Below are 20,092 nucleotides of genomic sequence, written 5' to 3'. Positions count from 1 at the left end.
ATCATGTCCGGTTCTTAGGGGAGGAGGCGGCGGCAACGCCGCCTCCTTACCCGACTGATGATTGCGGCGGCGCTCGCCATGATGGCTAAACGGAATACCTCCCTGGGATGACAGAGAATGGTATCCATCGTTCCAATGGACACCAGGTAGTGGCCTTTGATACGGCGGCGGGTGTTAAGGATGAAGACCACCAGACATTCACATTCAGAATTGAAGTAAGGATGGGTCGCGATATGCGCTTTCCAATAGGCGGCTGCCTGATCCGGTGTCTCGCACTGTTGCATGGTGTCGGGTGTGGGACATTCCCGAAGTGATACGATTTTCCATTCCTGCGGTTGAGCCGGGAATTTGATGGGCTTGACGATGTTGTTCGCGGGCTGCGGAGCGATGGTGAGGCATCCAGTGGAGATGAGGTCTTCCGTTGTGTTCATGTTTTGCGTTTCGTTCTGAAGGAGCGGGACTGCTCTCTTCACCTCCGCCCCGAGAGAGCAGGACCGCTCCTAACGAAACGCTCCCGCATGTGCTCGCGCCGCCGGGCAGTGGAGCATTAGCAACCGAGTGACGGCAGGCGCAAAAACTCTGGAATCATTTTCGCCTGCCGGCGCGAGGTTGCGCGGAGCAACCAGAGGCGCGGGCACATGCGGGTGAACACGACGGAAACCACATCGGCGGATGCCTGCTCAGTGAAACGCACTTGGAATCGGATCGTGTGCAGAATGATGCAAGAAGGGCCGAGCGAGAGGGAGACGGGCGTCACATGACGCATCGCAAACCGTGGCTCTTTGTGCTTTGATGCGGTGAGGAGTTCAACGCAAGATTGGTGGGCCTGCTCGGACTTGAACCGAGAACCCCGGCATTATGAGTGCCATGCTCTAACCATTGAGCTACAGGCCCGGCCACAATCAGCCACGTCATTGTGCTGGCTTCCGTCCGAAGGTCAACTTTTTCACGCGCGTTGGCAGTGTGGTAGCCGTTTGCCCGATTCCATTGCCATGTCCGTTTTCTTTGTGCTCTTGTGGTGTCCGGCGAGACTTGAAAGTGCGGCGAGAGGTTTTATCCGAAAACAAACTTCCGACCGGAAGCGCAGCGCGTTGTCGCGGATCGGCGTAATGATTTGCTGTCATTTGGATTGTCGAATGACGCAATTGCGCGCTGCCCGCGAAAATGCCCTCTCGTTTGACGATGGCGTCACCAAACAGCTTTCGCAGTTCGTGAACTTTCTTTCGCGCCGAGATGCCGTTCGTTTCCAACCAGTCCAACAACGTACGCCAGTGCGGCTCGCAGCGGTAACGCACGTAAGCCGTCGCTTTCCATTCCAGATGGGATTGCACCACAAAACCTTCCTGGCCGTCCGTCCTGAAACTCAGCAACTCCTTCATGAGGGCCGGATCGACGTAAACAGTACCACCTGAACCATGCTTCGGTTCGATGAACTCGGTGGCTTCAACCCGAATGGAACAGTCATCAGGCCGCAGTTGCGACCACAAACACACGTCGGCTTCGCCGCGTCGCAGCCCGGCGCACATGCACAGAAGAAAGAGCTTGTAGGCTTCAGGGCTTCCTGCTCGCAACTCCGTCCGCGCTTTCATCACCAAGTCCTCATAGGTAACCCCGGCGGGTGCTTGGAATTTCATCGAGCCCATCTTCTCGAAGTCCACCGCGTCGAACCAATAAGCCTCGCGCTCTCCACGTTGACCGTCCGGCACTTTGAACTTGGGAACTTTGATTGCGAAGTTTGGTTTGTTGATGATCGCGGAACTGAAAAGGCTTTTCGTGTTCCGCAGCCAGGTGTTGAAGGAGCGATTTACTTCGAGCTTTCGTCGTGGATCGCTGTTCGCTCGTCGTAGATAGTGAATTTTCCAGTCTGCAACAGCGGCAGGGGTGATGGCCGAGAGCGGAATCACGTCCACCTGCTTCCGCCAAGCGAGCAAGCCGCCGGTCTTGTAGTCGTACCGCGATTCGTCCGTTTTGACTCCGCGAATGTGGGCAGCCACTCTTCGCAAGCATTGGGAGTAGCGGCGAAATGTCTTCGGCTTCAGACTGGATGTTCTTTCCACTTCGGCCAGGAATTCGCCAATGGTTGCATCCCCGGCAGTGATTTCGATTGGTTGAATGGCATTTGGTTTGAGATCGGCGAGAGTCGCGGACCAACCTTTGGCGATCAGGGACAGGTAAATGTCCCGCGCTTTGGCGGCGGCTTCTTCTTTGTTCCCAGTCTCCAAGTCGAAGCTCTTGCGGTTGCCGCCGAAGTGAATTCTCACGGCCCACTCCGGCACTTCGTACGTCTTGCCGTCCCGCGTGTACGTCCGATGCTCCAGGCGGGCTTTCCAATAATTCGCGTGGGTCTTGGGATACGATCGCTTCGCCTCGCATTCCTTCGCGATGGCACTCGGCGCGTTTGCTTGCTCGATCAGTTCAGAGGCGCTCATACATGTCCTCTCTGAACTGCCATTTCAGCACAACCCAGAAGCGGATTGGTGCATGAGCTACACAAGGCGCGCCCCCGGATAGCGACGGGGCCGAGAAACGGTCTTGGAGCGACCCTCAACGCCGCTTGACACCTCCGAATGCTTGGCCAATGCTTGGCCAATTTTCCGGTCCTGAGCGGTTGTGTCGGGTTGTGGGGGGTAGCGGCCCTCCAACGCAAAACCCAATGAAAATGGGGTTTTCGCAACTTGTGACGACCGAAGGCGACTCGGAACAACCGGGCAGGATGCGACTCATAATCGCTTGGTCGGGGGTTCAAATCCCTCTGGGCCCACCATCTTCAATACTTCCAAAGCCAATACGTTCCAGGCATTGCGGTGTAGATAGGCCAACCACCTTGCTGGCGGCTGCACCGTGACTCGGCAGCCATCGCCTGAAGCTGATGGCGAGCCGCTGCCCATAGTGTCACCGTTGTACTTCCTTCATCGGCCAAATGGACCGCAGTTCGTTGACCTCGATTGAGTCGAAGCGGACGGGGAGGCCGGTCACCGTCAGCGCGAGGGTGTGATCCTCTGGGGTGAACTTGCCTGCCATGGGCATATACAGCAGGCCGTCGTTGCCGAAGATCTCCAGCGAGGTCCGATCAGCTAATATCTGCAGCCGGACTTTGCCGTTCACTGGAGCGAGAGGGTTCCGGCGGTCCGCGCAGGCAAGCTCCTGCTTCGCGGCATCATAGATTACCGGCATGCCGCGAACCACGAACCGCACCTCGCCTGTGGCGCCAACGGCGAATTGCGCCCGCAGATCGAACAATTCGCCCCGGATGCCAACCAGCGCGTTAGTGCCTGGCGCAAGGTTCATCCGGGACTGGGTGCGTCGGGTGGCGTGCAGGCGCTGAAGCTCCTTCACCGGCTGGAAGCACAGGCGCGGCCCGGAAGGCGTCGAGCGCAACGTTAGCTCGCAGGGAAAGGTCATCATTTGGTTGAAGGGCATGCCCGGCGTGGCGATTTGGCCCCAGCCAATCTGGATGCGCCGCCTATCCCGTGCCGGAATGTCGCTGTAGGTTTGAGCCGCGTAGAAGGCATTGCCGCGATGACCGGGCAGCATGGGGGTCTGGGGAGTGAACTGGCGGCCGTCAAATGTGCCGAGCCGGTATTCGCTGCTGGCGGCGGTCAGCACCCATAGTTTCTCCCGGCGCTTCCCGTCCACGGGCAGCTCAAACAAGTCGGGGCATTCATAGAAGCCCTCGATGCGGCTCTCGAGCCGCCATTGTTTGAGGTCGGCTGAAGTGTGGAAGGCGATCCAGCGTTTGCCGTCCAACTCGTCATACACGGCCATCACCCAGCGCTTGGTCGGGCCGTGCCAAAGGAGACGCGGGTCGCGGCCTTCGTGTCGGACCACCGGATTACCGCTGAACTCCGCCCAGGTTCGCCCCCGATCGTTGCTGTAAGCGATGCATTCGCCGCGGCCAGTGCTGGTATAGGCGGCGACCAGCGGCGCTTCCTTGCCAGTTTGGAAGCCCGCGGTGTTGGCCCGATCTACGACGGCGCTGCCGGAGAAGACCCAGTCGCCGAACTGGCGCGGATAGAGAGCGATCGGCAATTCTGTCCAGTGAACCAGGTCCGGGCTGACGGCGTGGCCCCAGTGCATATTGCCCCACTCCCAGCCGTAGGGATTATGCTGATAGAACAAGTGATACTCGCCCTGGTAGAAGACCAGGCCGTTGGGATCGTTATTCCAGCCGCGGCGCGAGGAGAAGTGAAACTGCGGACGCAAAGCTTCCTGGTACAGATTCCGGGCGTCTTTGATCTGATCCGACAGTTCGATGGCTTCCAATGCTCTGGAATCCGCCGGCAACTTGTCCGCCTGGAGAATGGCGCGCTTGCCTCGGAAGGCCGACAGGTCGAGAAATGCCCAGAAGTCGGGGTCGCGCTCGGCCAGTTCGATCTCGAACTCGCGCGCCACCTGGCCCTCCACGAGCAACTTCAGGCGCTGCTTGGGGGCCTTATTCTTCACCGGCAGGTTCAGGAAACGCTTGTCGAGCTGCAGCTCCGGGGTTGCTGGAGCTGCGACAGTCCCAAGCCCGCAGAAGCTGATCAAAGCACAAAGGGTGAAGAAGATTGACTTTCTCATAGGTTAAACAACGCCGGCACGACAGAAGGAAACCACAGATAGACCCGGATGAATACAGAATTGACAAGAAATTACCTTTTGCGTGCCCCGTCTGCACTGGTTGCTGCACGGGTGAGGCGCCCGCGCAGCTCGTCGATCCCTATACGTGGTTCAGGCCGATCAAGACGAAACTTCCAGCCGCAAGATAATGTTCTTTATGCGACGCTGGTTTTTTGGGATAGACTCGCAGCTCATTGCTTTTGGCTGGGACGGCCAAAGCCGAAGCAGTCCGTAGTTGCTCGTGATGATGATGATAAAACTGAAATTCGGTTCTCTTGCACGCCTGGTTTTTGCTGGCGCACTGTTGTGCATTTTGGTGGCGGCGCTGGCGAAGTCCAGCGTTACCAGGGGTTCACTGCGTAGCGGTTTTGTTAAACCAGATCCACGGGCCGACTTTGCGATCGTGGTGCTGCCGGACACCCAGAATTATGCCCAGGAGCGGCCTAATGCCGCGTGCAAGGAGATGTGGATTTCGCAAACGGAATGGATCATCAGAAACCGGGAGGCGCACAACATCGCCTATGTCGCGCATCTTGGTGACATCGTGCAGAATGGGGATCTTCTCAAGAACGGCGCGCCGAATCTGAAGGAATGGCAGAACGCGACCAATGCCATGTATCGTTTGGAAGACCCGCTCCGCACCTTGCAGAGGAACGGGATTCCCTACGGAATGGCGGTCGGCAACCATGACCAGGAACCCAGTGGGACCCCCGGTGGCACCACGCGGTATTTCAACGAGTTTTTTGGCGTACCGCATTTCAGCGGTCGCTCGTATTACGGCGGCCACTATGGCGACAACAACGACTCTCATTTTGATTTGTTCAGCGCTTCGGGGCTGGATTTCATCGTGCTTTACTTCGAACATCAGGATTTTGGTCCGTCGATCCTGGAATGGGCGAACGCGGTGCTACAAACTAACCAGCATCGTCGCGTGATTGCCGTTGCTCATTACATGGGCGAGGCCAGAACCCCAAGCAGGCACAGCCACCAGGGCGCCGCGATCTACGAGTCGCTCAAACGCCACACGAATTTCTTCCTCATGCTTGGCGGGCACAAGAGCGGCGAAGGTGCGCGGCAGGACACATTTGAGGGGCGGGACGTGCACACCTTTATCTCGGATTACCAATCTCGCACCAACGGCGGCAGTGGTTGGATGCGGCTCATGTATTTTTCGCCCACGAACAACACCGTCACCATCCAAACGTATTCGCCTTGGCTGAACCAATACGAGGTTGACGAGGACAGTGAGATGTTCTTCAGCTATGACATGTCCCCAGCGCACCTTGCCAGGAGAACCAGAACTACAAGCTCGAAACTTTAGGCCAGGCTCCAAGGGCGGCTGCGCTGACCGGGATCCCCTCGGCCTCAGATGCCGTCTGCCCCGCCTTCGCCAACTAAGGATGCCGGTGCTCATAAGTTCACGCTCCGCGCATCACACTCGCCCCTGATACTGATCGCGGTGCTCATGCTCGCGCTGCCCAGCACCGGAACCACTTCTTCCCCATCGTTCGGCGTTGTTCTTCAAACCCACGAATCTGTAGGGCCTGCTGGCGACTTGGCGGGCTACTGAGAAATCGCAGCAACGCTTCGTCCTGGATTTTAACCAGACCACCCCCGACGAGGAACCCCCGCCTCGCCGGGCACTGCGGCAGAACCACGCGCTGTTGCACCGGCGCGGTGCGCTACGACGACATGCGGACGTTAACCTCGCGATCGGAGGGAGTGAAGTCAGACATTCCCTTGTACGCCATCCCGCAAGGCAACCCACGACAGACGATCATCCTTTGAGACTGCAGGGTGCAGTACCACTGCGACCCAGGCTAACTCCTCGTGGTAACTGTGGATCGCAGCGCCAATGATCCGCACCCCTCGTGCCAACGGCAGGCAACACACCTTAGAGGCGGTTACGTACTAGTACGAATAGACAATTATCTCGAGAGCTGACAGGGTCAAGACCATGAAGACAGTAGCTGGCCTTATTGCGGTGTCGGGTCTGAGAAATTCGGCGTCGATCATTTCCCCCTGCTCGATTCGTACCCGGAGGTATTTGATGTCCCTGGGCCTGCTAATGTGCACGGTGATGCCTGGCCTACAACCAGCCTGGGCCCAGTCGAATTTCATGATCTGGGGTGACTCTTTTACGCCGGCGATGCCGGAGGCGGCGGACCCGTCCCCGCTTGCATTGGGCGTCAAGTTTCAAAGCGAGGTGAGTGGTTACATTGAAGGGATCCGATTTTACAAGGGTACCAACAATACCGGTCTCCATGTGGGCAAGCTTTGGACGAGTGCGGGGGAGGAACTCGCGAGTGTGACATTTGTTGGTGAGTCAGCCGAAGGGTGGCAGCAGCAGTTGTTTGCCAACCCGGTGCCGATTACTGCGGGCACGACGTATGTGGCCTCCTATCATTCGCCCAGTGGGGCTTTCTCGCTAACTGCGAACTACTTCAGCCCTTACGTTGGCGGAGGGTACACGAATGCACCGTTGGTCGCGTTGGGTGACGGCAACGGGGTATTTGCGTATGGAGGGGCGGAGAGCTTCCCCACCACCCTCGGCAATGCGGCCAATTACTGGGTAGATGTAGTATTTGTGCAGAGCGCAATTCAGGACAAGATTGCCCCGACGGTGGTTTCGGTCAGTCCGCTGGCCGGCGCGGCAGGTGTGAGCCGGAGCGCCCCCGTGGTGGTGAGGTTCAGCGAGGCGATGGACCCGGCGACAATTGCCAATGGCATTACCCTGAGCCGTTCGGGGGGGGGCTTGGTGGCGAGCACCGTGGCGTATGACGCCGCGACGTTTACGGCGACGCTAGCTCCAATTGATCTGCTGGCCCTCTCCAGGGTGTATACGGTGGCCGTGGCGAGCGGAGCAATGGGGGTAAAAGACGTTGCGGGCAATGCCTTGGCGAATGCGTTTACCGCGTCGTTTACCACGACGGATCAGGAGGCCTTCCGCATTTGGGATAACACCTTCACGCCGGCGGTGCCGGAGGCGACGGACCAGACCCCGCTTACATTGGGCATCAAGTTTAAAAGTGAAGAGGGAGGTTATATTACAGGGATCCGGTTTTATAAAGGGGCCAACAATACCGGTCTCCATGTGGGCAAGCTTTGGACGAGTGCGGGAGAGGAACTCGCGAGTGTGACATTTGTTGGTGAGTCAGCCGAAGGGTGGCAGCAGCAGTTGTTTGCCAACCCGGTGCCGATTACTGCGGGCACGACGTATGTGGCCTCCTATCATTCGCCCAGTGGGGCTTTCTCGCTAACTGCGAACTACTTCAGCCCTTACGTTGGCGGAGGGTACACGAATGCACCGTTGGTCGCGTTGGGTGACGGCAACGGGGTATTTGCGTATGGAGGGGCGGAAAGCTTCCCCACCGCCACCGGCAATGCGGCCAATTACTGGGTGGATGTGGTGATGGTGCTGGAGCAGAATGAGGATACTACTCCGCCGACCCTTGTCTGCCCTGATGATGTGGTCCTGCAATGCGCCGACTGCTACATGGATCCCAGCAACACTGGGACGGCCACCGCCACGGACGACAGCGGCAGTGTCACGGTCAACTACGATGATGCTGTCAGCGGCGAGTGCCCGAAAGTCGCGAAACGAACTTGGACCGCCACAGACGCAGCTGGGAACTCCGCGAGCTGTGTGCAGACGATCACGTGTAGAGCCGAAACGTTCGTTTTCCTGCTAATTGATGATGACTGCATTGACAACAGCTCGCCTGGCTACTCGCTTCCGCCGAACACCGGCCACAAGCGAGATTATGAGCTCCAGGGAAGGGCGTTTACCGATCGGGACATCAACGACGACCGGCCGGGGTTGGCGCAACGCGCTCCGCTGCGCTTCTTCAACGATCCGGCCAACTTCGGCCGGGTGATTGTCCTGCGCTCCGGCCAGACTGGCGACGAAGGCCTATTTGAGCTGAAGGATTGCCCGGCCTCCTGGAACCGAGCAGGGCCGACAACCAACGGGCTGCTGAACTTCTGGGGGCAACCGTGCGCCCCGTATCCGCACGGGGTTGGTCCGGGCTTAGGCACAGGCAAAAAGCCGGAGGCATATTTGGACAAAATTCCGAATGTTACACCGCTGCGGGACTCAGCCCTCTCCAAGCTTGTGGGCAAAGTCATTTGCGGCTTGGTGTGGGACAGCGACATTAGCATGAACTACAAGCCGCTCAACGGCAGCTTGAAGGGAGAGAAATTAGGTGTGGTGGCGTTCCGGCTGCTCGAGGTAAAGCAAGCGATCGGTTTTTCCTCCTCAACGCTGCCACTTCTCACCGTCCAGATCATTGATCCGTGCGAGGCATTCAGTCAGGTGCCGCAGGATGAGGATACTACTCCGCCGACTATTGTCTGCCCTGGTGATGTGGTCCTGCAATGCGCCGACTGCAACACGGATCCCAGCAGCACCGGGACGGCCACCGCCACGGACGACAGTGGCAGTGTCACGGTCAAGTATAATGATGCTGTCAGCGGCGAGTGCCCGAAAGTAGTGAAACGGACTTGGACCGCTACAGACGCAGCTGGGAACACCGCCAGCTGTGTGCAGACGATCATGTGCAAAGCCGAAACGTGCGTGTTCCTGTTAATTGATGAAGACTGCATTGATAACACCACGCCCGGCTATTCGCTTCCGCCGAACACAGGCCACAAGCGAGATTATGAGCGCCGGGGAAGGGCGTTTACGGATCAGGACGTCAACGACGACAGACCGGAGCTGGCGCAACGTGCTCCGCTGCGCTTCTTCAACGATCCGGCCAACTTCGGCCGGGTGATCGTCCTGCCCTCTGGTCGCATTGGCGACGAAGGTCTGTTCGCGCTGATGGGGCACCCAGCCTCCTGGTCACAAGTGGGACCGACAGCTAACGGGCTGCTGAACTTCAGCGGGCAGCCGTGCGCGCCGTTTCCGCACGGGGTTGGTCCGGGCTTGGGCACGGGCGAAGATCCGGAAGCATACTTGGATAAAATCCCGAATGTTTTACCGCTGTGGACCCCAGCCTTCTCCTTGCTTGTGGGCAAAGTCATTTGCGGCTTGGTGTGGGACAGCGACATTAGCATGAACTACATCCCGCTAAATGGCAGCCTGAAGGGCGAGAAGTTAGGTGTGGTGGCATTCCGACTGCTCGAGGTAAAGCAAGCAATCGGCTTTTCCTTCTTAACGCTGCCGCTCCTCACTGTTCAGATCGTTGATCCGTGCGAAGCCTTCAGTCGGGTGCCATCATTGTACTTTGACGCTCTGCCGCCGGTAGTGAAACTCAAGGTCAAGATCGAGAAGGGTGTCTGTTGCTTGTCCTTTCCGACACTCGCAGACCAGAACTATGCGGTTGAGTATGCAGAAGCTGATTCTCCGCACAAATGGAGAGTTCTGACCCTTGTGGCGGGAACCGGCTCAGAGGTCACCGTGACGGAACCTATTCACTCGCAGAGGCGCCTTTACCGGGTAAGGGTCGAAACTTCAACGGTTGAGGATAAGATACGCCCGGGAAAGAAAGTGGACCAAAGGGCTCGTCCAAGCTCTGTGCTGGGAGCGGAGGAACAGGAGCGCAGCCTGCTCACGCCTTAAGCCATGGCGAGCACAGACGCGCTATCCACCGAAGAACGCACCCGCGCTGAGCATCCGGATCGGCCGGATTGCTCGTGCCGCATTCCGTGCTGACAGAGCAGCGACAGTGCCAGATTAAGTCGTGGAAAGCGGTTCAGGGGGATGAGCAGGTTGGCGTGCTGGTTCGGCTCAGCCGCCAACTACTTCCCAGGTGATCTTCCCGCGGGTATGCGGGAACGGACCAACGGTCTAACTGACGGTGATAGGAACCAGCCGGCCTGGCGGAGGTGCTCGCCGTAGCCGCGGGTGAGGATCAGCCGCGTGCCATTGCGCAGGAGCACTCGCCATTCACCCTGGCACATGGGCCGCAGGCACTTGATCCGCCCGAAGTTCACCAGCGCAGAAGTGCTGATGCGCAGGAAACGGGCGCGCGGCAGTTTGGTCGTCACCGCCGCAAAGCTGTTGTCGAGCAAGTGGATCTCTTTGCCGATGTGCAGTGCCACGCCGTTATCGGAGGATTCCAGCCAGTCAATATCCGCGAGCCGTAACAGGAGAAGCCGGTTGTTGGAGTTGAGGGCGATCTGCTCTTCCGGATGCGGCTCAGCGCAGAAGCCTTCCAGAAGCCCGTGGGATTTGGGTGGGGTGGAAGACTTGGACGGAGGGGGGAGATGCCCGGCAAGGTGATCTGAGCAGCAGGTGGCTCGGCAAGGGAGCGTTTGGCCTCGAGTGCGCACTGACCTGGGGGTCAGCGGGCTTGTATTCAGAAGGCTCGGGGCGAACACCCTGTTCGCCCGCCAGCCGAATCGAGCTCGACCTTGCATGGGGAGGATTATTGTGCCGGCCCGACCCGGCAACAATTCGCCTGATTACGGAGGCAGCTTCCGGGTGACTACGGAAGACTTGGGCCGTAAGACGAGTATTCGCAATAGGTTAGTCTTCAAGAAACGGTTGGCGGTCTTTGGCGGTTCCCGGTAGGCTCGCAAACAATCGCCTGAACGTATGACCGTCTCATTAACCTCGATACCCTCAACATGCCCCGTGGAATTCCGGCCAAGCGGAGCGTTGGCACCGGCAGGAATCGGACAAAGCCTTCGGCTGTTCGGGGGAGGCTTGTGGATCCTGGCGCGTTTTGCCGCCGCTCTCAATGCGGGCGCGGTGCCGGGCCAGAAGGGTAAACCAAGCCTGCCAACCGTCACCTATTGGGAGGGACTGGCAGACATGATGCCACTGAATGACCAGTCGGCGGCACAGTTTGCGGCGGGGGGATTGGTATGTCGGGTGGGCCGGAAACGTTGAAGACCTCGACATTTATCACCGTCAATGCCTGCGCGGATGATTAGAACGAACAGACTGCTTCGCACATGAAGATCAAACAGAGCCTTCTGTCCGGATTATTCCTGGCACTGGCGTTGACGATTGGCACCGCCGGCACCCTGGTTGACTTGAAGCTCGCAGGCGATTGGAAAGTGGTGGTGACCGTCAATGAACCACACGCCCGCACGAAGACCGTTCGCGTCAGCCCTCCGGAGATCGTTAACGTCGTGGCCGAGAAGCACGCCTCGCTGCCGGTATTCAATCCCAATGCTGGAGGCTGGGCCAAAGGGGCGCAGCTCAGCGGCGTCCGCGCGCAGGAAACCACTACGCCCTATTTGCTAGACCCTGCGAGCTTGGTGCTCCGGGCCGGACCAAAGCGGGACTCTCTGGTTCTTCGCCGGGGCCAGGATTACGAGGCCGACTTGGACTGGGGCACCATCGGTCGCTGCCCGCAAAGCGCCCTCAAGGAAGGCCAACCGGCGTTCGCCAGTTACCGTTTTGCCCGGCTTCGCATTGACGCCTTGGTGCAGACGCGCGGGGGCCGGATCGTGCTGCGGCAGGGGGAGCCGCGCTCCGCCGCACCCCTGCCGCCTAATATCAAGCAGGACGAGCGGCACCTGGCGAACATCTGGCTGCCGGGCCGGCTGGAGCGGCTTGGGCCAGAGCATTTGTTTCCGGTGCTGGAATCGGCTTATCCCGAGCCGCCCAAGCCTAACCCCTCCCCCGCCGAGCGGCTCCTGCCTCGCACCATCCGCAAACTCCAATCGGGGGAGCGCCTCCGCGTATTGGCCTGGGGCGACAGCGTCACCGTGGGCACCTACGTGCCAGATTGGGAGCGCAACCGCTGGCAGGAACAATTTGTGGCGCGCCTGAAGACTCGTTATCCACAGGCGAATATCGAGCTGCTGACCGAAGCCTGGGGCGGGCGCAATACCGGCACCTACCTGGCCGAACCGCCGGGCAGCGAGCATAACTATCGGGAGAAGGTGCTCGCCACCAAGCCCGATCTGATTGTCTCAGAGTTCGTGAATGATGCGGGCCTGAATCCGGCGCAGGTCAACGAGCGTTACGGGAAGCTGCTGGCGGATTTCCTGGGCATCGGCGCCGAGTGGGTCATTCTGACGCCCCATTACGTGCGGCCCGAGTGGATGGGTCTGAGCCGCGAACGCGACGTGGACGATGACCCGCGCCCTTACGTTGCGGGGCTGCGCCAGTTCGCCGCGGCGAATAATGTCGCCCTGGCGGACGCCTCCCGCCGCTACGGGCGGCTTTGGCGGCAGGGGATTCCTTATAGCACGCTCATGCTCAACTCCATCAACCATCCCGACGCGCGCGGTATGAAGCTGTTCGCCGACGCGCTGATGGAGCTTCTTCCCTGAAGGAGCAGCCTGAACCTCCAGGTTCATCGCGGTTGCTGGTCCCCCTCTGTCAAAGGAGTTTGCATAATCAGGTGACCGGTGCGTATGATGCGCAAACAGACATGAGCAAATCGGAATCGCCATTGAAGCTTGAATTAAAAGCCGTAATCCTTGCCGGGGGGACGAAGGTGGCCCCGGGGGACCAACCGATGGTTTTGCAGCGGCTGGGCGACCGCACCATTTTGGACTATGTCGTGGCCAACGCACGCCAATTGGTTGCCGCCGACGATCTCTACGTGGTGGTTGGCTACCGGCAGGACGAGGTGCGCGCCCAACAGGGAGATCATTGCCGCTATGTTGTGCAGTCCGAGCCAATGGGCACCGGCCACGCGGTGCAGCAACTGGCGCCCGTACTCAGAGGTTATCAGGGCAATTTGTTGATCCTGTATGGCGACACCCCGCTGTTCCGGCCAGCGTCCATCCGCGGGTTGCTGAACCGGCACGCCCTGCGCCAGGCACACCTGACGCTGCTGACGGCGATCTCCGCCCGGCCTTTGCCGTACGGACGCATTATCCGCGATGCCGGCGGCCGCATCGTGGATATCATCGAGGAGACAGAGGCCTCAGCGGCCGTGCGCGAGATTCACGAACTGAATGTCGGCGCCTACATGGTGTCCGCGCCAGCGATTTTCTCCGTGCTGCAGCATCTCTCGCCCGCGCCGGACGGAAAGTATCAACTGACCGATTGTGTGCATGAACTCATCCGCTCCGGGCTGCGGGTTGAGAGCTACCAGATTTGCGATCCGGACGAGATCCAGGGCGTCAACACGCGCGAGGACCTGGAGCAGGCAGAGTTCATTCTGCAAAAGCGCCTCTTTCGGCCGCGCCGCGAGGAGGAACAACACCAAGTGGCGTTTGGGACGGGCGGCTGGCGGGCGGTTATCGGCGAGGGTTTCACGCTGCACAATGTGCGGCGTTTGTCACAGGCACTCGCCAACGAGATCACGCGCCGGGGAGAGGAAAAGCGGGGTGTGCTGGTCGGCTATGACCGCCGTTTCCTCTCAGATCGCGCCGGCGACGCCGCTGCGGAGGTGTTTGCAGGCAACAACATCCCGGTGACGCTGCTGAGCGAAGATGCGCCTACGCCGCTCGTTACCTACGCGACGGCGGTGCAGAATGCGGCTTACGGCCTGGCCTTCACCGCCAGCCACAATCCGCCCGAATGGAACGGCCTCAAGGTCTTCCACGGCGATGGCTCGCTGCTGTTGGATGACGAGACGCAGAAGATTCAGGCCGAGACTAACCGGCTGGCGTTGGAAGAGGTCATCAAGATTGACCTGGACATTGCGCTTGAGAGCGGCCTCGTCAAACGAAAGGACTTCACGAACGAATACGTGGACGCGGTCGAGGCCTTGATTGATCTGAACGCCATCCGGCAGGCCGGGCTCAAGGTGATTGTTGATCCGATGTACGGCGTGGGACAGCTCACGCTGGGCACGATCCTTACCGAAGCGCGCTGCCGGGTGACGTTCATCCACGAGCGCCACAATCCGCTGTTCGGGGGACGCTCGCCAGCCCCGAACCTGGACGCGTTGCGGCTGCTGGCCACGCACGTGGTGGAAGATCGTTACGACCTCGGCCTGGCCACGGATGGCGACGCGGATCGCATCGCCATCGTGGACGAGCGCGGGGAGTACATCACAATTAACGATATCCTGCTGCTGGTGTACTGGTACATGCACGAGATTCGCGGGGAGAAGGGTGGCGTTGTGCGCAACCTGGCCACGACGCACCTGCTGGACCGGCTAGCGGAGAGTTTTGGCGAGCAGTGCATCGAAGTGCCGGTCGGTTTCAAACACATTGCCGGCGCGATGGTCGCCCACAATGCCGTGCTGGGAGGGGAGTCGAGCGGAGGGTTGACGATTCGCGGGCACATTCTGGGCAAAGACGGCATCTTCGCCTCGGCGCTGATCGTTGAAATGCTCGCCCGCACCCGCGAGAAGATATCGCAACTGCGCCGACGTGTTTATGACCTTACCGGGCGGCTCTACAGCTTGGAAGATAACATCCCTTCGACTTCGGAGATGCGCGTCGCCGTTCCGCGACGGCTGGTGCAAACGCCACCGGCCCAGATCGGCCCTTGCCCGGTTGTGAAAATCTCCCACGCGGACGGGACGAAGTTCTACCTGGGCAATGATAACTGGGCGCTGGTGCGTTTTTCCGGGACCGAGCCGATCCTGCGTCTGTTTGTCGAGGCTGATTCACCTGAGAAGGCCAGCGCGTTGATCCAGCATCTTCGGGAATTTGTTACCAAGTAAGTTGGAGGCGCGAGGGCCGTGGGTGCGATCAAGATCCATTTTGGTTCATCACGGATTTCCAGGAAGTGCCAACGGTGGTTGCCATCCGCGCAGCATGGATGGCCTGCCCGACCTCCGAAACCCGCGCACTGTCCAGATTTTGGACAGTGATGCCCCCTGCCTGCCATTTTCAGGCCCCGTTTACCCCTGCGCATCTGGCTTGGGGTTACGGTGGCGGCACGGTGGTGCTACGGTGTGTATCCCATGGGGAGCGCTCCCCATGGGATACACACCGTAGCCAGACCGCACTGACAAGCCATCCCCCAGCCGGCCGCAAGCCAACGCCAAGGTTCGGGTACCGTGACGGCGCCGCCGTCTGTCCGGAGGGGGTGCCGGAGGCAGGCAGAGGAGAGCGAGACAATGAATCGCCAATGGGCTTCCCCGGAAATCCGCGAAGAACCTTTATTTTGCCGTGTAGCCACCGTCCACTGGCAGATTGACACCGGTGACATAGCGCGATGCATCGCTTAGCAGGAATACCACCGCGCCGCCCAAGTCGGTGTCGCCGGCCATCCGGCCCAGCATGGTTCGGCGGTTGTACCGTTGCAGGAATGGCTCGGGCTGATGGGTGAAGTAACCGCCTGGCGACACGCAGTTCACTCGGATGTCGCGCGCCCCGAACACGCTGGCGAAATAGCGGGTGAGGTTGATCATACCGGCTTTGTGGAAGAAGTAATCCGGCGCGGGTGTGCCCATGCCGGTGCCTTCGTAGAACTCAGGGCTTGGCCCCACTACGCCCATCATGGAGCCAACGTTCACAATGCTGCCAGCCCGCCGCTCCAGCATGGCTTCGCCAAACGCCCGGGTCATTAGGAAGACGCCTGTGGCATTAACGCGGAGCGATTCGTCCCAGGCGGACACCGGTGCGTCCAGACTCTTCATTGGACGCAGCACGGCGTTGTTGACCAGGCCGTCCACCCGGCCAAACTCCCGCAGCACCTTGTCGCGCAAGGCAAGGACCGAGCCTTCGTCCCCCTGATCCAGCGATTCACAGGCGACGGAGTACCCACGCTGAACCTGTGCGCAGGCGATTTCCTGCAGCCGAGCCTGGTTGCGAGAAGCGAGGACGAGCTTCGCGCCAGCTTCGGCTAGCGCAGCGGTGAGCTGGCGCCCGTAAAGGCCGCCGCCGCCGGTTAAGACGACCACTTTGTCCTGCAGACTGAATTGTTCGAGGATGTTCATAAATGCGCTAGTGACTAAGGAGGCTGGCACCAGCCTCCAGAATGTAAAGCGAGCCGCTGGTGGCTCCGATTCTCGCATCGGCTTCGGGGCTGTCCGCAAGCCGGGCGAGCACTGGCAGGTCTTCGGTTGTCCCACGCATGCCCAAGGCTATCGCCGCTTCGAGTTGCTCCGAAGGCTGGCCCCGCGCCAGATGTTCTGCAAGCACCTGTTTGAGCCGCGTGGCGCCAGACGAATTTTCCTCCGCGTGCCGCAGCAAGGCGGAGGCGGCGTAAGCACGCACTGGCGAATCCTCCGGCTCCAATGCGAGGCACTGGTTTAATCGCCCGATGGAGCGTGGGGAAACGATGGTGATCCTGCCCAATGCGAACGCGGCACGCAGCCGGACGATTGTGTCACCCGACTCCAACAAGTCGCCCAAGCGACCTTCACTGTCGGCTTTCACGGAGCTATTGCCGGAAAGCGCCAGCAGCCACAGCGGATACACGGCGTCAGCTTCCCGCGCCGCAGCCACCCATTCCAGCAGGGCGGGGGTATCGGAAGGACTGGCCGCGCCCAGCTTAGCCAGGCTCTCCGCTGCGTGGACGCGGTCAGGCGCTTGCGGGTCCAGCATCGCGCGGCGTATACGGTCAATGAACATTTGACGTTCCTCTGCCGTTCCTGTGGCACGGGCCAGAACGCGCCAAACACCCATTCGATAAGGCGGTTGTGCCGTGTCTGCTTCTCGAAGGAGCAACCGGGTGACTGGCTGGGCGTGGTGATGGTCAAGCAGCGCCTCCGCCGCGTGGATGCGCACCCAGCCGCTATTCGAGTTCATCTCGCGCTGCAACGTCAACAGCAGTTGCCGCGGTGGGACGGACACGCCCGTGGGCGCACTTATGGCGACACATCCCGTGCAGGATATTAAGGTGCCTCCCAGCAAACAGCTTCCCGCGACCAAGTGCGCGAATGCAATCAGCCAACGCATGCGGCGCTAATACGTGATTTGCCGGGAATCGTCAACGAGCGGCTGGTTGCGATTGCGATATGGACAGCGGGGTAGCGGATATGGAGCAGAACGGCGGACGATGGTTGAGGCGATAACTCGAGGTGGCTTTGGCCTTGTCACCGCGAGTTACTTGGACGTAGGTGGGACGGTGGGACCATTCTCGTCGTCGGCTCAAAACAGAGTGTGGGCCGTCCTGGACCCGCAGCGGGTGTCCGGCCTCAGATCCGGGCCGGCACTACGAAGGGCTTCCGGTAGTCGCGGGTCAGTTGTTGGTTGGCTTTGCGATTGCCGATGAACCGCTCGGTCTTCGGGTTCATCTTGAGGACTGCGCCGAGGGTGGCCGGGGTCTTCTTGAGGTCAACGGCGTTGGCGGCGAGGTGCTCTTCCATGCGGCCCAGAACTTCAGCCAGGTCTGGATTGCCTTTGACGGCGTCGTGGATTTGCCCGGGTTGCTGGGTATTGCCGAGGCGATAGGAGATATTGCCGGTGTGGCAAAGCGCACTCGAGAGGTGGCCTTCCAGGATATCGGCGGTCAAGTCACTGAACTTGCGGCTGCGGACGGCGTCGATAAAGTTGGCAAAATGGCTGGAGTTTCCTGAGAACTTCTTAATCTCAGCGCCATCCTTGTCCAGGATCTTGGCGCTGCTGCCGGTGGGAATAGTCATGGCACCGCCCTCGCAGTCAACGACGACGCCAACATCCACGCCGCGGTATTTGTCCATGTTCCCGGAGTTGGCACTGGACGGCAGGCCGCGGACTTCGAAGATGAGCGGGGCGGTCGGGTAATCGTGAAAGACAATCATGGTGTTAGGGGTGGTGCCATCGTCCACGTAGCCGAACCGGCCGCCGACGCTCAGCACGCGTGGGGAAAGCGCGGTTTCGCCCAAGGCCCAGCGAGCCATGTCCATCTGGTGGATGCCTTGGTTGCCCAGGTCGCCGTTACCGGTTGGCCAGACCCAGTGCCAGTCGTAGTGGAGTTTCTTGCGCATCAGCGGTTCCTTGGGCGCGGGGCCGCACCACAGATCGTAATCAATCTCGGGCGGAATCGGTTGCGGACCGTCCGCTTTGCCGATGCTGGGGCGGCGCTTGTAGCAGAAGCCCCGCGCTCGAAGGATCTTGCCAATGTGCCCTTCGCGTACCCACGCGATACCCTCCCGGATGCCGCTGCTGGAGCGGGACTGCGTGCCGGTCTGCACGATGCGATTGAGCTGGCGGGCCACCTCGACGATTCGCCTGCCCTCCCACACGTTGTGGGAGACCGGTTTCTCCACATAAACGTCCTTGCCGGCCTGCATCGCCCAGATGGCGCCCAGCGCGTGCCAGTGGTTGGGCGTGGCGAATCCTACGACATCAATGTTCTTGCTTTCGAGGAGCTTGCGGATGTCGGTGTACGTCTCAATCTGCTCCCCGCGGTCAAGGCATTTCCTGGCCTCTCGGTCGAGTATACCGCGGTCCACATCGCACAGTGCCACCAAGCGGGTGCCAGGGACCTCGCGTAGATCGTTGATGTGACTGGTGCCGCGCCCGCCAAATCCGACGACGGCGAAACGGACATCGCTGTTGGCGCCGGTAATGCGGGAGGCGACGGTTCTTCGCTGCTCGTTCCTGGCGGTGTTGTCGGCACCCAGGGCCGGCAATAGGCTGAGGGAGGCAGTGGTGAAGATCGAGGTTTTGAGGAAATCGCGACGGTTAAGTTTGTTCATTTCGCGTAGTGCTTGTATTTGGCGGCAACGTCGGCTTGCTGGTAATCGCCTTCGTGCAGGTAAAAGCGATAGCGAAAAGTGACGCTCTTGCCGGCGGGAACGACGAGGTCACCGGCGGTCCGGTTGGAGAGTTTTTCAAAATCGTGGCGGCCGAAAGGATTGGCAGCAAACAGGCCGTAATCGCGCACGTGCCACCAAGTAGGATGGCGCGGGTTCTTCGGATGGTCGAAAATGGCGATGCCGACGGTTTTGCCTTGGACCGGCCCGTAATAATCGCACCAATCTGCCCGTTTGCCCCATGTGTCGCCGTCGCGCACCCCGGCGCTGTTGACGATGTGGCCTTGCGCGAGGTTGCCCTTAAGGCGCATGGTCTCGGCGATGCGCACGGCCATGGTGCCTTCCTTGGTATCGCCGAGAGTCAAGTCACCGTTCGAGGCGAGCAGGGTAATCTCAAAGTCAAGGATCCGCTCGCTGGAGCTTTTCAGCGCGTGGAAGCGCAAGGTGCGCTCGTCCTTGCACACGACGTCGCCATTAGCGGCGACCCACCTATTCCGCTCGCGGATCACGCCTGCTTTGTTGCCGGATTTGACCTTTAGGAAGGCCTCGTGGACAGTCTTGCCGAAAGCCTTCTGTTCGGACCAGAAGTCATGCCCGTTGACCGCGCCGTGTGCGAACCAAAGTGAGCGGTGATGAGGGTGGTCCTGCGCTTCTCCGGGGGTGCTTTTCATCGGCCAATCGCGAGTCATAGCCAAGCCGCCGGGGCCGATGAGCGGATAGCAGTAAGGGCGGGGGACGTCTTTGAAGTAGTATTCGGTGAAGAGCTGACCGTTGATCTCGACGCGGAGCCGGTCGTCCAACTGGGTGATTTGGACGCCGGTGCTCTTTCGAGCAGAAGAGTTCAAGCTGGCGGAGCACGCAGTAGGCACGAGTAGCAACAAGGTAATGCCGGTGGCAAGCCGGGTAATGCGGCGCTTGACCATGATGCGCGCATTGTGCGAAGGCGGTTGCCACGGGTCAACCCAGATCTCAGGAGGGCAAGCGTTTCAGCGAAC

At 60.1% G+C, this 20,092-nt stretch carries 12 protein-coding genes and 1 tRNA gene; 4 read left to right on the top strand and 9 right to left on the bottom strand.

Translation table 11 applies throughout. The features are described from left to right. Window positions 1-14: 14 nt before the first annotated feature. The 4 genes from P5205_17125 to P5205_17110 form a co-directional block, all read right to left on the bottom strand. A complete protein-coding gene (locus P5205_17125) occupies window positions 15-431 on the bottom strand; it encodes a JAB domain-containing protein (protein ID HSA12086.1) in 417 nt (138 codons plus the stop codon). Between the two features lie 387 nt (window positions 432-818). Next, window positions 819-894, bottom strand: a tRNA-Ile gene (locus P5205_17120). Window positions 895-911: 17 nt separating this feature from the next. Beyond that, on the bottom strand, window positions 912-2,429 hold the full coding sequence (locus P5205_17115; GenBank protein HSA12085.1) for a hypothetical protein: 1,518 nt from the start codon (window positions 2,427-2,429) through the stop codon (window positions 912-914). A 463-nt stretch (window positions 2,430-2,892) separates the two neighbouring features. After that, on the bottom strand, window positions 2,893-4,560 hold the full coding sequence (locus P5205_17110; GenBank protein HSA12084.1) for a glycoside hydrolase family 32 protein: 1,668 nt from the start codon (window positions 4,558-4,560) through the stop codon (window positions 2,893-2,895). Between the two features lie 283 nt (window positions 4,561-4,843). On the opposite strand from P5205_17110, the gene P5205_17105 reads away from it, so the two are divergent. Continuing rightward, entirely contained in the window at window positions 4,844-5,920 is a 1,077-nt protein-coding gene (locus P5205_17105; GenBank protein HSA12083.1) for a metallophosphoesterase, read from the top strand. A gap of 759 nt (window positions 5,921-6,679) precedes the next feature. Continuing rightward, window positions 6,680-10,162: a DUF4082 domain-containing protein gene (locus P5205_17100; GenBank protein HSA12082.1), complete on the top strand. Its 3,483-nt coding sequence runs from the start codon at window positions 6,680-6,682 to the stop codon at window positions 10,160-10,162. 179 nt (window positions 10,163-10,341) lie between these two features. Here the strand turns inward: P5205_17100 and P5205_17095 are convergent, their stop codons facing one another. Further along, window positions 10,342-10,962 carry a LytTR family DNA-binding domain-containing protein gene (locus P5205_17095; GenBank protein HSA12081.1) on the bottom strand — a complete coding sequence of 207 codons (621 nt, stop codon included), beginning with the start codon at window positions 10,960-10,962 and terminating at the stop codon, window positions 10,342-10,344. A gap of 540 nt (window positions 10,963-11,502) precedes the next feature. Here P5205_17095 and P5205_17090 point away from each other — a divergent pair. Together P5205_17090 and P5205_17085 are read left to right on the top strand one after the other, a co-directional pair. Continuing rightward, entirely contained in the window at window positions 11,503-12,834 is a 1,332-nt protein-coding gene (locus tag P5205_17090; GenBank protein ID HSA12080.1) for a GDSL-type esterase/lipase family protein, read from the top strand. Between the two features lie 101 nt (window positions 12,835-12,935). Continuing rightward, complete coding sequence (locus P5205_17085) at window positions 12,936-15,131, top strand: NTP transferase domain-containing protein (protein ID HSA12079.1); 2,196 nt, start codon at window positions 12,936-12,938, stop codon at window positions 15,129-15,131. 441 nt (window positions 15,132-15,572) lie between these two features. Here the strand turns inward: P5205_17085 and P5205_17080 are convergent, their stop codons facing one another. From P5205_17080 to P5205_17065, 4 genes are all read right to left on the bottom strand, one after another. After that, window positions 15,573-16,352, bottom strand: a complete 780-nt coding sequence (locus tag P5205_17080; GenBank protein ID HSA12078.1) for an SDR family oxidoreductase — start codon at window positions 16,350-16,352, stop codon at window positions 15,573-15,575. Between the two features lie 7 nt (window positions 16,353-16,359). Next, entirely contained in the window at window positions 16,360-17,211 is an 852-nt protein-coding gene (locus P5205_17075; protein HSA12077.1) for a hypothetical protein, read from the bottom strand. A gap of 344 nt (window positions 17,212-17,555) precedes the next feature. After that, window positions 17,556-19,040: a Gfo/Idh/MocA family oxidoreductase gene (locus tag P5205_17070; protein ID HSA12076.1), complete on the bottom strand. Its 1,485-nt coding sequence runs from the start codon at window positions 19,038-19,040 to the stop codon at window positions 17,556-17,558. Next, window positions 19,037-20,020: a PmoA family protein gene (locus P5205_17065; protein HSA12075.1), complete on the bottom strand. Its 984-nt coding sequence runs from the start codon at window positions 20,018-20,020 to the stop codon at window positions 19,037-19,039. Before P5205_17065 ends, P5205_17070 begins: the two co-directional genes overlap by 4 nt. Window positions 20,021-20,092: the final 72 nt, after the last annotated feature.

Source organism: Candidatus Paceibacterota bacterium (assembly GCA_035452965.1).
Classification (GTDB): Bacteria; Verrucomicrobiota; Verrucomicrobiia; order Limisphaerales; family UBA8199; genus UBA8199.
The sequence above is the reverse complement of the archived record's forward strand: the minus strand, read 5'-3'. Positions and strand labels throughout refer to the sequence as shown.

Coding starts and splice junctions, on each gene's coding strand:
- P5205_17125 (HSA12086.1), bottom strand. CDS start 431: ATGAACACAACGGAAGACCTCATCTCCACTGGATGCCTCACCATCGCT.
- P5205_17115 (HSA12085.1), bottom strand. CDS start 2,429: ATGAGCGCCTCTGAACTGATCGAGCAAGCAAACGCGCCGAGTGCCATC.
- P5205_17110 (HSA12084.1), bottom strand. CDS start 4,560: ATGAGAAAGTCAATCTTCTTCACCCTTTGTGCTTTGATCAGCTTCTGC.
- P5205_17105 (HSA12083.1), top strand. CDS start 4,844: ATGATGATGATAAAACTGAAATTCGGTTCTCTTGCACGCCTGGTTTTT.
- P5205_17100 (HSA12082.1), top strand. CDS start 6,680: ATGCCTGGCCTACAACCAGCCTGGGCCCAGTCGAATTTCATGATCTGG.
- P5205_17095 (HSA12081.1), bottom strand. CDS start 10,962: ATGCAAGGTCGAGCTCGATTCGGCTGGCGGGCGAACAGGGTGTTCGCC.
- P5205_17090 (HSA12080.1), top strand. CDS start 11,503: ATGAAGATCAAACAGAGCCTTCTGTCCGGATTATTCCTGGCACTGGCG.
- P5205_17085 (HSA12079.1), top strand. CDS start 12,936: ATGAGCAAATCGGAATCGCCATTGAAGCTTGAATTAAAAGCCGTAATC.
- P5205_17080 (HSA12078.1), bottom strand. CDS start 16,352: ATGAACATCCTCGAACAATTCAGTCTGCAGGACAAAGTGGTCGTCTTA.
- P5205_17070 (HSA12076.1), bottom strand. CDS start 19,040: ATGAACAAACTTAACCGTCGCGATTTCCTCAAAACCTCGATCTTCACC.
- P5205_17065 (HSA12075.1), bottom strand. CDS start 20,020: ATGGTCAAGCGCCGCATTACCCGGCTTGCCACCGGCATTACCTTGTTG.